10 protein-coding genes are annotated in these 13,987 nt (G+C 68.0%); 6 read left to right on the top strand and 4 right to left on the bottom strand.

Features of this window, described 5'->3' with window-relative positions:
- Positions 1 to 57 precede the first annotated feature (57 nt).
- Both otsB and otsA read left to right on the top strand, forming a co-directional pair.
- Positions 58 to 810 (top strand): trehalose-phosphatase, encoded by a 753-nt coding sequence (gene otsB, locus ACNQQL_RS07255; RefSeq protein ID WP_072435973.1) that lies wholly within the window; start codon positions 58 to 60, stop codon positions 808 to 810.
- A complete protein-coding gene (otsA, locus tag ACNQQL_RS07250) occupies positions 807 to 2,186 on the top strand; it encodes an alpha,alpha-trehalose-phosphate synthase (UDP-forming) (protein ID WP_072435972.1) in 1,380 nt (459 codons plus the stop codon). The genes otsB and otsA overlap by 4 nt, the downstream gene beginning before the upstream one ends.
- Positions 2,187 to 2,310: 124 nt before the next feature.
- Here otsA and ACNQQL_RS07245 read toward each other — a convergent pair whose 3' ends face one another.
- Positions 2,311 to 4,143 carry an ABC transporter ATP-binding protein gene (locus ACNQQL_RS07245; RefSeq protein WP_072435971.1) on the bottom strand — a complete coding sequence of 611 codons (1,833 nt, stop codon included), beginning with the start codon at positions 4,141 to 4,143 and terminating at the stop codon, positions 2,311 to 2,313.
- Positions 4,144 to 4,709: 566 nt separating this feature from the next.
- Between ACNQQL_RS07245 and ACNQQL_RS07240 the strand changes: the two genes are divergently transcribed.
- From ACNQQL_RS07240 to ACNQQL_RS07230, 3 genes are all read left to right on the top strand, one after another.
- The gene (locus ACNQQL_RS07240) at positions 4,710 to 5,774 is read left to right on the top strand and encodes a glycosyltransferase family 4 protein (protein ID WP_006476459.1); all 1,065 of its coding nucleotides are present in this window, start codon (positions 4,710 to 4,712) and stop codon (positions 5,772 to 5,774) included.
- 237 nt (positions 5,775 to 6,011) lie between these two features.
- The gene (locus ACNQQL_RS07235) at positions 6,012 to 6,821 is read left to right on the top strand and encodes a hypothetical protein (RefSeq protein ID WP_204426042.1); all 810 of its coding nucleotides are present in this window, start codon (positions 6,012 to 6,014) and stop codon (positions 6,819 to 6,821) included.
- 39 nt (positions 6,822 to 6,860) lie between these two features.
- Entirely contained in the window at positions 6,861 to 7,325 is a 465-nt protein-coding gene (locus ACNQQL_RS07230; protein WP_347063709.1) for a DUF2214 family protein, read from the top strand.
- Between the two features lie 244 nt (positions 7,326 to 7,569).
- Here ACNQQL_RS07230 and gudD read toward each other — a convergent pair whose 3' ends face one another.
- A complete protein-coding gene (gene gudD, locus ACNQQL_RS07225) occupies positions 7,570 to 8,922 on the bottom strand; it encodes a glucarate dehydratase (protein WP_347063708.1) in 1,353 nt (450 codons plus the stop codon).
- 360 nt (positions 8,923 to 9,282) lie between these two features.
- Here gudD and ACNQQL_RS07220 point away from each other — a divergent pair, with 360 nt between their 5' ends.
- The gene (locus ACNQQL_RS07220; RefSeq protein WP_034183131.1) at positions 9,283 to 10,044 is read left to right on the top strand and encodes a FadR/GntR family transcriptional regulator; all 762 of its coding nucleotides are present in this window, start codon (positions 9,283 to 9,285) and stop codon (positions 10,042 to 10,044) included.
- Positions 10,045 to 10,181: 137 nt separating this feature from the next.
- Here ACNQQL_RS07220 and ACNQQL_RS07215 read toward each other — a convergent pair whose 3' ends face one another.
- Together ACNQQL_RS07215 and ACNQQL_RS07210 are read right to left on the bottom strand one after the other, a co-directional pair.
- Positions 10,182 to 11,330, bottom strand: coding sequence for a branched-chain amino acid ABC transporter substrate-binding protein (locus tag ACNQQL_RS07215; protein WP_175962327.1), 1,149 nt, complete (start codon positions 11,328 to 11,330; stop codon positions 10,182 to 10,184).
- 370 nt (positions 11,331 to 11,700) lie between these two features.
- A complete protein-coding gene (locus tag ACNQQL_RS07210; protein ID WP_347063707.1) occupies positions 11,701 to 13,845 on the bottom strand; it encodes a phosphocholine-specific phospholipase C in 2,145 nt (714 codons plus the stop codon).
- Positions 13,846 to 13,987 lie beyond the last annotated feature (142 nt).

Raw genomic sequence — 13,987 nt, 5'->3', positions numbered from 1 at the left:
TCCATTCGCGCAGCGGCAGCCCGGCGTTTGCCGGCCGCCCCTCACATTATCGAATCGATGCAATCCGTTCCGGCTTCCCTGTCCCTGACCGATACCGCGTTCTTCTTCGACTTCGACGGCACGCTCGTCGAACTGGCGCCGACGCCCGATAGCATTCACGTTCCGCCGTCGCTGCCGACGCTGCTCGACGAGCTGCGCCGCCGCTCGCACGGCGCCGTCGCGATCGTGTCCGGGCGCGGCATCGACAACCTCGACACGTTCCTGAAGATGCCCGGCCTGCCGATCGCCGGCCTGCACGGCGCTGAGCGCCGCGATGCGAACGGCGACACGCAGCGCATCGGCTTCAACGACGAACGTCTGCTGCGCATCGAGCGCGAGCTCGCGGCCGTCGTCGACCGTCATTCGGGCATGCTGCTCGAAATCAAGGGCGCGGCCGTCGCGCTGCACTATCGCAACGCGCCCGAGCGCGAGGCGGTTGCGCGCGAAGCGGCCGAGCGCCTCGTCGCCGAATACGCGGATGCGTATGTGCTGCAGCCCGGCAAGATGGTGTTCGAGATCAAGCCGAAGGGTGTCGACAAGGGGCGTGCGCTGGCCGCGTTCCTCGACGAGCCGCCGTTCGCGGGCCGCATGCCGCTGTTCGCGGGCGACGACCTGACCGACGAGAAGGGCTTCGCGGTGGTCAACGCGCGCGGCGGCCTGTCGATCAAGGTCGGCGCGGGCGAGACGTCCGCCCGCATGCGGCTCGACTCGGTCGACGCGCTGCACGAGCAGATCGCGTGCTGGCTTGGCGCGGGGCTGCCGCACGCATGAGCCGGCTCATCATCGTTTCAAACCGCGTCGCCCCGATTTCGGAAGGCGAACCGGCGGCGGGCGGCCTCGCGATCGGCGTCTACGATGCGCTGAAGGAGACGGGCGGCATGTGGTTCGGCTGGAGCGGCGAGGTCGTCGCCTCCGGCGCGCCGCAGATCCGCATCGAGGAGCGCGGGCCCGTGACGTTCGCGACCGTCGGCCTGTCGCGCCGCGATTACGACCAGTATTACCGCGGCTTCTCGAATGCGACGCTGTGGCCCGCGTTCCATTACCGCGCGGACCTGATCCAGTACGACCGCCACGAATTCGACGGCTATCGCCGCGTCAACGTGTGGCTTGCGCAGCAGCTCGTGCCGCTGCTGCAGGACGACGACGTGATCTGGGTGCACGACTATCACCTGATCCCGTTCGCACGCGCGCTGCGCGAGGCCGGCGTGAAGAACCGCATCGGCTTCTTTCTGCACATCCCGTTTCCGGCCGCGCAGGTGCTTGTCAACGTGCCGCCGCACCGCGAGCTCGTCGAGTCGCTGTGCGCGTTCGACCTGCTCGGTTTCCAGACCGAGCCCGACCTGCGCGCGTTCTGCGACTACGTCGAATTCGAGGCGGGCGGCGAGGTCGAACGCGACGGCCACACGGTGCGCGTGCGCGCGTTCGGCCAGACGCTGCGTGCGGCCGCCTATCCGATCGGCGTATATCCGGACGAGATCGCGACGCTCGCGCAGGCGGGCGAGCACGGCAAGGCCGTACGCACGCTCGCGACGTCGCTGCGCGGGCGGCAACTGATCATGAGCGTCGACCGGCTCGATTATTCGAAGGGGCTCGTCGAGCGGTTCCGCGCGTTCGAGAAACTGCTCGAACACCAGGCGTCGATCCGCAACCGCGTGTCGTTCCTGCAGATCGCACCGTCGACGCGCGCGGACCTGCGCGCATACCAGGACATCCGCCTGCAGCTCGAAGCGGAGTCGGGGCGCATCAACGGGCGTTACGCGGAGCTCGACTGGGCGCCGATCCTCTACATTCACCGCCAGTACGACCGCCAGGTGCTGGCCGCGCTGTACCGGCTCGCACGCGTGGGTTTCGTGACGCCGCTGCGCGACGGGATGAACCTCGTCGCGAAGGAGTATGTGTCCGCGCAGAATCCGGACGATCCGGGCGTGCTCGTGCTGTCGCGTTTCGCGGGCGCCGCGCGCGAGCTGACGGGCGCGCTGATCGTCAATCCGATCGATATCGACGGGATGGCCGATGCGCTGTCACAGGCGCTGACGATGCCGCTCGCCGAGCGGCGCGCGCGTTACGCGGACATGATCGCGCAGCTTCGCGAGAACAACGTGTCGGTGTGGCGCGACAACTTCCTGCGCGATCTGCAGCATGGCTAGCCGGTAGGTCCGACGCATCGCGCGGCGCATTCCGCGCCATCCCGGCTGGCCGTTCCCGATGCAATGAAAAAAAGCCGCAGTGCGTGAAGCACTGCGGCTTTTTTATCGGCTGCGCGCGGACGCGTCAGGCCACGCGTTCGCCGGTCGGCGCGTTGCCGTCGGGGGCCGCGTGATGGCGGCCGTGCTGCTTCGCGAGCAGGTCGCGATACAGGCCGGGGCGGTTGCGCAGTACTTCGGGGCTGCCGTCGTCGATCACCTTGCCGTTGCTCATCACGATGATCCGGTCGAAGTTGCGCAGCGTCGACAGGCGGTGGGCGATCGCGATCACCGTGCGGCCGACCATCAGGCGGTCGAGCGCGCTCTGGATCGCTTCCTCGGATGCGCTGTCGAGCGCCGACGTCGCTTCGTCGAGCAGCAGGATCGGCGCATCCTTCAGGATCGCGCGCGCGATCGCGATGCGCTGGCGCTGGCCGCCCGACAGCTTGACGCCGCGGTCGCCGACGATCGTGTCATAACCTTCCGGCATCGCCTCGATGAACTCCGCGCAGCGCGCGTCGCGCGCTGCGGCGAGCACTTCGTCGCGGGTCGCGTCGGGGCGGCCGTACGCGATGTTGTCGTAGATCGTCCGGTGCAGCAGCGAGATGTCCTGCGGCACGAGCGCGATCGCGTGGCGCAGGCTGTCCTGCGTGATCGCCTTCACGTCCTGGCCGTCGACCTTCACGACGCCGTCCTGCGTGTCGTAGAAGCGCTGCAGCAGCGCGAGCACGGTCGACTTGCCGGCGCCCGACTTGCCGATCAGGCCGACGCGCTGGCCCGGTTCGATATGGAGATCGAAGTGGTCGAGGATCGCACGGCGGTGCGGATACGCGAACGTCACGCGCTCGAAGGCGACGCGGCCGCCCTTGGCCGACAGCGGCTGCGCATCGGAGCGGTCCTGCATCCCGTGCGGCTCGAGCAGCGTCTTCACGGCTTCGGACAGCCGTGCGACGTGCTGCGTGACGTCGACGAGCGCAACCGCGAGATCGCGCGTGCCGTGCAGGATCGTGAAGCCGAGCGAGCTGACGAGCACGATGTCGCCCGATGTCGCGCGGCCCTGGTCCCACAGCCACAGTGCCCAGCCGAGCAGGCCGGCGGACAGCATCGCGGTGATCACCGCGTGCAGCAGGCGCAGTTTCTCGAGATAGAGCAGGCTCTGCTGGCGCGCGTCCATCTCGGCCTTGACCGTCGCGCCGAAACGCTTCTGCTCGCGCAGCGTCATCCCGAACGCACGCACGAGGCCCATGTTGCCGATCACGTCGACGAGTTCGCCGTCGACCGCCGCGGCCTTTGCCGCGAACGCATGGTGGCGGGCCGAGCCGCGCCCGGCGAGCTTGAACAGGATCACGGACAGCACGGCCGAGCAGCCGAGCAGGCCGGCGGCCATCAGCGGATTGACGACGATGATCATCAGGATCGCGCCCATCACCGCGATGCACGGCGGCAGCACGTTCCACGCCATCGTGTTCTCCGACGTGTAGACCGCGTTCGACGTGGCCGTGATGCGGCTCGCGAGCGTGCCGGGCTGTTTTTCCGAGTAGTAGGTCGGCGAATGGCCGATCAGGTACTGGAACAGGTCGCGCCGCAGGTCGCCGGTGACCGCGACGAACGTGTGCGCGGCGACCCAGCCGCCGACGCGCCACAGCAGGTTGTCGGCCGCGATCAGCCCGACGAGCAGCGCGAACGCGCTCCACAGCGGGCCCGGGTGATGGCGCCCGGTCGCCAGCACGTCGATCAGGTGCTTGATCGCGTATTGCGAGCCGAGCGCGCAGCCGACGGCGGCCAGCACGCTGCAGAGCACGATGAGGTGGGCCACGGGATGCAGGCGGATGTAGCGGAACAGGAACGCGATCGGCCGGTGCGCGTAGCTCGACAGCTTCGCGTTGTGGGCGTTGCGCTGGGCAGGGGTGAGAGATTCCAAAATATGCGTGCGGTGATTCGGTGGTTGAGCGTTGCGGCGGGATCGCATGCCGGCGTTCGCCCGGACTGAATAATCCGGCATTGTAAACAACGCATGCGTTGCGCTGCGCGAATCTTGCCTTGGCCAGGGGCTCGCGATCTATTTTGAGATAAAATCCGGCATCCCGTCCTGCCTCATGTGCCGGAATCAAGCTGCCGGCAGTCACGGGTGACCAGGATCGCCAAAAGGGCCTTCCACTCTAGAACGGACACCCGAGTCCGCGGGTTGCAAAGTGTTGCGCCTTTGTAACAAAGTAAAGTGTTTGAAATGTTGTGCGCCGTATCGGGATTAACCCTAGATAATCGGCTCCGGGTTCGATTCCAGGTTTTTTTACGAACCCCTGTCAACGGGTCTTCGTTTCAAACGTTCTATGCCTGTCGCGTCGCCGACGCTCCTCGAGCAGCGCGGGTTCGACGCCCCCGGCAGGCTGATTCGTCCAATTTTTCGGACGAAATGCATCCAGCCCGGAGACCGCCGGCAGGTTGCCGACCCAACCTGGTTTTTAGCCGATTTTTTAGGAGTTACGCATGCGAATCGCCCAAATCGCTCCGTTGCACGAAGCAGTTCCCCCGAAGCTGTACGGCGGTACCGAGCGAGTGGTGTCCTACCTCACCGAAGCACTTGTCGAGATGGGGCATGACGTCACGCTCTTCGCGAGCGGCGATTCGCAAACCTCCGCGAAGCTCGAAGCGTGCTGGCCGCAGGCGCTGCGCCTCGACCCGACGATCCGCGACGTGATGGCACCGCATATGCTGCTCCTCGAGCAGGTGCGCCGCCGCGCGGAAGAGTTCGATGTCCTGCACTGCCACATCGACTACTACCCGTTCTCGCTGTTCTCGCGCCAGCCGGTTCCGCATCTGACGACGATGCACGGCCGTCTCGACCTGCCGGAACTGCAGCCGATCTTCAACGCATTCAGCGACGTGCCGGTCGTGTCGATCTCCGACAACCAGCGCATCCCGCTGCCGCAGGCGAACTGGCTGTCGACCGTTTATCACGGCCTGCCGGAAAACCTGCTGACGCCGATCCCGAACGTGAAGCCGAGCTATCTCGCGTTCCTCGGCCGCATCTCGCCGGAGAAGCGCGTCGACACGGCGATCCGCATCGCCGAGCAGGCCGGCCTGCCGATCAAGATCGCCGCGAAGCTCGACAAGGCCGACCGCGCGTACTACGAAGAGAAGATCAAGCCGCTGTTCGCGCTGCCGCACGTCGAGTACATCGGCGAAATCAGCGAGTCCGAAAAGACCGAATTCCTCGGCAACGCGCACGCGCTGCTGTTCCCGATCGACTGGCCGGAGCCCTTCGGCCTGGTGATGATCGAGGCGATGGCATGCGGCACGCCGGTGATCGCGTTCAAGCGCGGCTCGGTGCCGGAAGTGATCGACAACGGCGTGTCGGGCTTCGTCGTCGAAGACGAACTGTCGGCCGTCGCGGCGCTCAAGCGCCTCGATACGCTGCCGCGCGAGAAGGTCCGCGCCGCGTTCGAAGCACGCTTCTCGTCGAAGGTGATGGCGCAGAACTACGTGAAGGGCTACGAGGAACTGCTGCGCCAGAAGCGCCGCACCGTGCTCCGCGAAGTCAACGCAAGCTGATTCGCCGGCCGCCGCCGCACGGCGGCGCGCGGCCGTCATCGACGCCCCGTCCGGGTTCCCGGCGGGGCGTTGTCACATCCGCGGCGCGGATCTGTTGTATTCTCGCCGCGCCCGACGCCGCGAACGGCCCATGAAGCGGCCGGGCACGCCATCCGGCAGTCTGTCCAGACGGTAATGTCCCTATAATGGCCGTGCCGTGAAATCCGGCCCCGCACGATCATCCAGAGGAGAGCTGTCTTGGCGAGAACGAAAACCACGCGCGCAGCGCCGGCCCCGGGCGCCGGCGTGATCTTCGCGTTGCGCGCGATCGGTCTCGTGCTGCTCGCGCGCTGGCTGTTCTCGATGTCCCAGATGGGCTATCGGGCGTCGCTGTCGGCGATGGTGTCGTCGCCGTGGGCGTTCGTCTACCTCGTGCTGATCTTCCTGCTGCTCGCGTTGCCGGGTGCCGTCGCGCGCGCCGAGCGGCCGTTTCATCCGCTGCCGCAATGGCTGCGCCAGGCGCTGCGCGTCTTCGCGCTGATCGGCTTCCTGTTCGCCGTCTGGTCGGTCGGCGCGTTCGCATGGGCGGCCGGCTGGCGCCGCGCGCTGCATGCGGTGACGGCGACCAACGGCTGGCTCGTCGCCGCGCCGGCGCTCTATGCGGCGATCGTCTGGATCTGCCGTCCGCGGCCGCTGTGGCGGACCAACGTGGCGGCACGCCGCTTCGCGGTCGGCCGCTACGCGATTTCGCTCGACGTGCTGACGCGTACCGCGATCGTCTGGATGGAAAGCCGCAAGGTCGGCCAGTACGACGCGCGCGAGCTGTCGGTGCGCTGGCCCGGCCGGGCGGCGCCCGTCGCGGGTGATCAGGGCGCGCCGGACGTGCAGCCGGCGGCCGTGCCGCCACGCGGCGGCGGCCTGTTCCGGCGGCCGAAGGTGGAGTTGCTGTGGGATTCGCCGGCAGCCGTCGGCCATAACCGGCAGATCGTGATGCGCGCGCCGCTTGCGACCGAGGGCGACCGCGTCGCGGTGCTCGCGCTCGACGCGGCGCTCAAGCAGATCGTCTGACACGGCTCGCGCACCGGGCGCGGGCGACAAGGAGGCACGATGATCGTCCGTTGGTTGCTGGCTGCCGTTCACCTGAGCGCGTTCGCCGTCGCGTTTGCCGCGATCGCGGGACGCAACCGCGCATTGCGCCGGCTCATCGCGTCGGCGCAGGCGGCCGACTTGCCCGCCGTATTCAAGGCCGATGCTGCCTGGGGGCTGTCGGCGCTCGTGCTGATCGTGACGGGGCTGATGCGCGCGTTCGGCGGTTTCGAGAAAGGCACCGCGTACTACCTGCACGAACCGCTCTTTCATCTGAAGATGACCGCGCTCGTGCTGATCCTGCTGCTCGAGGTCGTGCCGATGCTCGGGCTGATCCGCTGGCGTGTCGCCGCGCGGCGGCAGCAGATGCCCGATATCGGCCGCGCGCGCACCTATGTGCGGATCGGCCATTGGCAGGCCGTGCTGCTGGTCGTCATCGTGTTCGCCGCATCGGGGATGGCGCGGGGGATTGGGGCGGCCGGCTAGGGCTGGCCGGGTAGCGCTAGCCGGCCAGGTGCGGCCGGCCAGGTGCGGCTCGGCAGGTCCGGCTCGGCAGGTCCGGCTCGGCAGGTCCGGCTCGGCAGGTCCGGCATAGCCGCAAGCAACCGTCCGGATCTCGTTCCACCTGCACCGCCTCTCCAGCCCGACATCAGCCGGGCCGGCCTCGAACTGCATCATTCCTTCGGACTTCGTCCCGGCCGGGCGAGGCCGTCGCCCGGGCCGTCCGTGCTCAGCGCACGAGGCAGGGGCGCTTGTTGTTGAACGTCCACCCCGGAATCAGATACTGCATGGCCGCCGCGTCGTCGCGGGCGCCGAGTCCGTGCTGCTTGTACAGCTCGTGCGCGATCGCGACCGCATCCATGTCGATGTCGATGCCGAGCCCCGGCCGCTTCGGCACTTCCACCAGCCCGTTCTCGATCTTCAGCGGTTCGCGCGTCAGCCGTTCGCCGTCCTGCCAGATCCAGTGCGTGTCGATCGCGGTGACCTGGCCCGGCGCGGCGGCCGCGACATGCGTGAACATCGCGAGCGATACGTCGAAGTGGTTGTTCGAGTGCGAGCCCCACGTGAGACCCCAGTCGCGGCACATCTGCGCGACGCGCACCGAACCCTGCATCGTCCAGAAGTGCGGATCGGCGAGCGGGATGTCGACAGCCTGAAGCTGCACCGCGTGACCCATTTGCCGCCAGTCGGTCGCAATCATGTTGGTCGCCGTCGGCAATCCCGTCGCGCGACGGAATTCGGCCATCACCTCGCGGCCCGAGTAACCGTTCTCCGCGCCGCACGGATCTTCCGCATAGGCGAGCACGTGATGCTGGTCGCGGCACAGCCGCACGGCCTCGTCGAGCGACCACGCGCCGTTCGGATCGAGCGTCACGCGCGCGTCGGGGAAGCGTTCGGCGAGCGCCGTCACGGCCTCGATCTCGCTCGCGCCTTCGAACACGCCGCCTTTCAGCTTGAAGTCGTTGAAGCCGTAGCGCGCATGCGCGGCCTCGGCGAGCCGCACGACCGCCTCGGGCGTCAGCGCCGGCTCGTTGCGCACGCGGGTCCAGTCGTCGGTCGCGCCGCTGCCGTCGCGATAAGGCAGCGCGGTCTTCGTGCGGTCGCCGACGTAGAACAGGTAGCCGAGCATTTCGACGCGCTCGCGCTGCTGGCCTTCGCCGAGCAGTGCGGCGACCGGCACGCCGAGATGCTGGCCGAGCAGGTCGAGCAGCGCGGCTTCGAGCGCGGTGACCGCGTGGATCGTCGTGCGCAGGTCGAAGGTCTGCAGCCCGCGGCCGCTCGCGTCGCGGTCGGCGAAGGTGCGCCGCACGTCGTTGAGCACCGCGTGGTAATTGCCGACCGGCTGGCCGACGACGAGTGCGCGCGCATCGTCGAGCGTGCGGCGGATGCTTTCGCCGCCCGGCACTTCGCCGACGCCGGTCTGGCCCGCGCTGTCCTTCAGGATCACGAGGTTGCGGGTGAAGAACGGGCCGTGCGCGCCGCTCAGGTTGAGCAGCATGCTGTCGTGGCCGGCGACCGGAATCGCTTGCAGGTCGACGATGCGCGGCGTGTCGTGGGAAGGCGAGGCAGTGGCGGCGTTCATGGGCGGCGATGGCGAAAGGGTGGGCAATGCCGTGCGGCAAAAGCTTTGCCGCGCGCGGCGGGAGGTGCGATCATTCGACAACCGACGTGCGCGGCGCGCAAGGCCCGCATGTCGACAGCAAACCCGGAACGGGGTGGGAGCGACAACCGGACCAGCGAAGCGCAGAACGCGAACGCTGGCTGATCGTAACGCATGGGACCAGCAGGCGCCGGAACGCCGGCTTGAGTCGACAGGAGAACCGTGCGTATATCATCAGTCGTCGGATGACTTGTGACGCAGTATAATGAATCATCGGCTTTCGCTCAAACCCCGCGTAAACCCTCGGCCCACATTACGATCATTCAAAAAGGAACCGGCCTCATGTCCGTGCCTACGTTTCCCGCAGCGCCGCGCCGTCGCGCACGCAGCCTCGCACAAGATGTCGTCGACGCGCTGACCGCGCAGATCGAAAACGGCACGCTGCGTCCCGGCGACAAGCTGCCGACCGAAACCGAAGTCATGGCGGCGCAGGGTGTGAGCCGCACGGTCGTGCGCGAGGCGATCTCCCGGATGCAGGCGAGCGGCCTCGTCGAAACGCGCCACGGCATCGGCAGCTTCGTGCTGGAGCCGTCGCGCCGCCAGGCGCTCGGCATCGATCCCGCGACGATCACGACGCTGCGCGACGTGCTCGCGGTGCTCGAACTGCGCATCAGCCTCGAGAGCGAGTGCGCGAGCCTCGCCGCGCAGCGCGCGAACGATACCGACCTCGCCGCGCTGCGGCGTGCGCTCGACGCGATCGCGACGGGGGCGGGCGGCGGCCGCGACACGGCGCAGCTTGACTACCAGTTCCACCTGCAGATCGCGCAGTCCACCGGCAACCGCTATTTCGTCGACATCATGACGCAGCTCGGCACGTCGATCATCCCGCGCACGCGCGTGAATTCGGCGCGCTTTGCCGGCGACGACCTCGAGCGCTACGTCGGCCGGCTGAATCACGAGCACGAGGATATCTACGAGGCGATCGCGCGCCACGACCCGGAGGCCGCCCGCGCCGCGATGCGCACACACCTCACCAACAGCCGCGAGCGGCTGCGCCGCGCGCACGAGGCAGCCGAAGCCGAGCGCGACACGCAGGCCAATTGATCCGCCGGGCAGTGCGGCCCGCGTTGCCGCGGGCCCGATTGCATCGCGCCAACATCAGTCGTCATATGAGATCGGCATAACTTCGCCGGTCTCCGGGGCCGGACGGCGTTTCCGCCGCCGGCCGCCGACACCGCCGATCAGCCTCCCTTCGTCACGATCGTCTTCCACGCGCCGCTCTTCACCTGGTACAGCGTCGACATCCCGCTCTTCAGCGAGCCGTCGTTCGCGAACGAGATGCGGCCGGTGACCCCTTCGAAGTCGACCTTCTTGAGCACCGGGCGATAGACCTTCGGGTCGGTCGAGCCGGCCGCCTGCATCGCCTTGATCGCCGCCCAGGCCGCGTCGTAGCCGAACTGCGCGTACGACAGCACGTCGACGCCGAAGCGCTTCTTGAAGCGCTGTTCGAAATCCTTGCCTTGCGGCAGTTCGTCGAGCGGCCGGCCGTATTCCCACGCCATCGCGCCTTCGGCAGCCGGGCCCGCGATCTTGATGAACTCGTTGTCCTTCACGCCGCCGCCGCCGACGAACTGCGCGTTCAGCCCGAGCTGGCGCATCTGCTTGACGAAGTTCGCGGCGAGCGAATCGAGGCCGCCGAAGAAGATCAGGTCGGGGTTCTTGCCCTTCAGGCTCGTGATCTGCGCGCGGAAGTCGACCGCCTGGTTGTTGGTGAACTCGCGACCGATGATCGTACCGCCGGCGGCCTTCACGGCCTTCTCGAATTCGTCGGCCTCGCCCTGGCCGAACGCGGTGCGGTCGTCGATGATCGCGATGCGCTTCGCCTTCGTCACGTCGACCGCATACTTGCCGGCGTTGCCGGCGTTCTGGCCGTCGGTCGCGATCACCATGAACATGTTCGCGAGCCCGCGCGACGTGAGCGTCGGGTTGGTCGCGGCCGGATCGATCACCGGGATGCCGGCCTTGTCGTAGACGACCGACGCCGGAATCGTCGTCCCCGAGTTGAAGTGGCCGACCACGACCGACACGTTCTGGTCGACGAGCGCTTGCGCGGCCTGCACGCCGATGCGCGGGTCGGCCTGGTCGTCCTGCACGACGAGATTGAAGTGCACGGGCTTGCCGGCGATCTGCACCTTCTGCGCGGCGGCGTCATCGAGCGCGAGCTGCACGCCGTTCTGCAGGTCCTTGCCGTAGCCGGCGTTCACGCCCGTGAGCGGTGCGGCGAAGCCGACCTTCACGTCGGTTGCGTCGGCGGCCCGGGCGGCCTGTTGCGAGAGGAGGGCCAGCGCGGATGCAATCGACACCGACAGCAGGGAATGACGGAATTTCATGTGGTTCCTCTTGTTCGATACCTGCGAGTGGGTACCGCACGCGCTCGGGCGGGCCAGGCGCGTGCGACGGGCGGGCGGTTCGACCGCTTCTCGGAATCGGGCGGGGAGGTCGGCATCGTGATCCTCGGAAGAATCTCCCGTCAGGCTCCGCGAAGAGCCCCGATCGCCTCGATTTATAGGTCGCCGATATGCACGGGTCTTGGCAATTTGCCGCGCATTCGATGAGGATTTGCGCACAGCTTCCGCGCGTGCGGTGGCGGCCGGTATCGGGAGTTTCCCGTCGCGAACGGAACGGGCGGGGAGGAGGGAGAGCGGGGCAGGGCAGAGACGCGGCACGGCCCGCCGGGGCCGCGCCGCGTGTGGGACGCCGTCAGTCGGACAGCGCGTCCGATGCGGCCTCGGCGTCGCTGTGCGACGACGTCGTGCGGATCGCCGGGTCGCTCGTGCTCGGGCGGCCCGTCTCGACGTGGCCTGCGAAGCGGCGCTGGAAGCCGAGCGGCTTGCCGTCGCTGACGGTCAGGTCGTACCAGCCGTGGCTGCCGCGCAGGTCCCAGTAGTCGTCGACCCGCGCGCCCGGTGCGAGGTCGAACGTGCGCGCGTGGCCGTGGCCGTAAGCGTTCGTGACCTTGAGCCGCACGGCCTTGTGGCCGCGGTTCATCAGGCGCAGCGTGATGTTGCCGTTCGCGACGTCGTAGCCGTAGATCACCTCGGGGTTGACGCTCGCGGGGCCGACCGCCGACGCGGCGGGGCTGCGGAAGTGGCAGTAGAAGCCGTTCGGGCCGTACACGTCGAGGTCGTACAGGCCGAGCGACGGCGCGGGGCTCCACGTGTCGGAGACCCGCTTGCCGGCGTCGACCGTGTAGGCCCACGGGCCGTCGACGCGGTTGCGCGCCTGGACCTGGAACGCCGCGCCGGCGGCGCCGGTGTTCGCGAAGGTCAGCCGGAACTGGCCGCTCGCGTTGTCGATCCGCCCGTGCACGAACAGTTCGTACGGCAGCGCGCGCGCCGGACGCAGGCCGTGTTCCTGCTTCGGCAGATGCTGGACGACCGGCGGCACCGGGATGTAGTCGGGGTGACGATTGCGGTCGGGCGGCGCGTAGCCGGTCGTGTCCGGGAGCTGCGGCCAGCTTGCGTCGGGCGTCGAGAAGTCGAACGCGGACGTCAGGTTGCCGCACACCGTGCGGCGCCACGGCGACACATTGGCCGCGGTGACCGCATACTGCGCGCCGAACCGCGCCTCGATGAATTGCAGCAGCGAGGTGTGATCGAAGGTCTGCGAGCAGACCCAGCCGCCCTTGGTCCACGGCGACACGACGAGCATCGGCACGCGCGGCCCGAGCCCGTACGGGCCAGCCATGTGCGACGCGTCGCCGGCGAACACCTCGTTGGTCGTCTCGACGGTCGACAGCCCGTTGTCGCGCGATTGCGGCGCGAACGGCGGCGGCACGTGGTCGAAGAAACCGTCGTTTTCGTCGTACGTGATGAACAGCGCGGTCTTGCTCCACACTTCGGGATTCGACACGAGCACCTTCAGCACCTGCTCGATGTACCACGCGCCGTAGTTCGCGGGCCAGTTCGGGTGCTCGGAATACGCTTCCGGCGCGCAGATCCACGACACCTGCGGCAGCGTGCCGTTCTTCACGTCCTGCTGCAGCACGTCGAACAGCGTGCCGCCCGCGCTGATGTTGGTGCCGGTGCGCGCCTTCTCGTACAGCGGCGTGCCGGGCAGCGCGGTGCGGTACTGGTTGAAGTAAAGCAGCGCGTTGTCGCCGTAGTTGCCGATGTACGGGTTTTGCGTCCAGCCCCACGAGCCGTTTGCGTCGAGCCCCGTGCCGACGTCCTGGTAGATCTTCCACGACACGCCGGCCTGTTCGAGCACTTCCGGATAGGTCTTCCAGCCGTAGCCCTTTTCCTCGTTGCCGAGCACCGGGCCGCCGCCCGTGCCGTCGTTGCCGACGTAGCCCGTCCACATGTAATAGCGGTTCGGGTCGGTCGAGCTCGGGATCGCGCAGTGGTACGCATCGCAGATCGTGAACGCGTCGGCGAGCTGGTAATGGAACGGGATGTCGTCGCGCTTCAGGTAAGCCATCGTCGTGGTGCCCTTGTTCGGCACCCACTGATCGTAGCGGCCCTTGTTCCACGCGGCGTGCATGTCCTGCCAGCCGTGCGGCAGGTCCTGCAGGAACTGCAGGCCGAGCTTGTCCGCGCCGGGGTGGAACGGCAGCAGCTCGGCCGGGCCGACCGGCTGGTGGAACACCGACTTGCCGTTCGCGAGACGCAGCGCGCGCGGGTCGCCGAAGCCGCGGACACCGCGCATCGTGCCGAAGTAATGGTCGAACGAGCGATTCTCCTGCATCAGGATCACGATGTGTTCGATGTCGCGGATCGTGCCGGTGCGGCGGTTTGCGGGAATCGCAAGCGCATCGCGGATCACGGGCGGAAACAGGTTCAGCGCGGCGGCGCCGGCAGTGCCGGCGGCGACGCGCAGGAAGTCACGACGGTTCGATCGGGTCATGGTCGTTATCGTGCGGTAAAGAGGGGAGCCGATTGGCGGGAACTACGGGAAGGGCGCGTCCGGGTCGCAGGATGCGGCTGCGCGGGGGCGTGCCGACGCGAGCATAGCGAGGAATCGGTGTCATTCATGTGAAGTCCGGAAT

Source organism: Burkholderia sp. LFS061, assembly GCF_047978125.1.
GTDB classification, from domain to species: Bacteria; Pseudomonadota; Gammaproteobacteria; order Burkholderiales; family Burkholderiaceae; genus Burkholderia; species Burkholderia pyrrocinia_C.
The sequence above is the reverse complement of the archived record's forward strand: the minus strand, read 5'-3'. Positions and strand labels throughout refer to the sequence as shown.

Excerpts from the sequence above, each read along its gene's own strand:
- otsA (WP_072435972.1), top strand. The coding sequence starts at position 807 with ATGAGCCGGCTCATCATCGTTTCAAACCGCGTCGCCCCGATTTCGGAA.
- ACNQQL_RS07215 (WP_175962327.1), bottom strand. The coding sequence starts at position 11,330 with ATGAAATTCCGTCATTCCCTGCTGTCGGTGTCGATTGCATCCGCGCTG.
- otsB (WP_072435973.1), top strand. The coding sequence starts at position 58 with ATGCAATCCGTTCCGGCTTCCCTGTCCCTGACCGATACCGCGTTCTTC.
- ACNQQL_RS07240 (WP_006476459.1), top strand. The coding sequence starts at position 4,710 with ATGCGAATCGCCCAAATCGCTCCGTTGCACGAAGCAGTTCCCCCGAAG.
- gudD (WP_347063708.1), bottom strand. The coding sequence starts at position 8,922 with ATGAACGCCGCCACTGCCTCGCCTTCCCACGACACGCCGCGCATCGTC.
- ACNQQL_RS07220 (WP_034183131.1), top strand. The coding sequence starts at position 9,283 with ATGTCCGTGCCTACGTTTCCCGCAGCGCCGCGCCGTCGCGCACGCAGC.
- ACNQQL_RS07230 (WP_347063709.1), top strand. The coding sequence starts at position 6,861 with ATGATCGTCCGTTGGTTGCTGGCTGCCGTTCACCTGAGCGCGTTCGCC.
- ACNQQL_RS07210 (WP_347063707.1), bottom strand. The coding sequence starts at position 13,845 with ATGACCCGATCGAACCGTCGTGACTTCCTGCGCGTCGCCGCCGGCACT.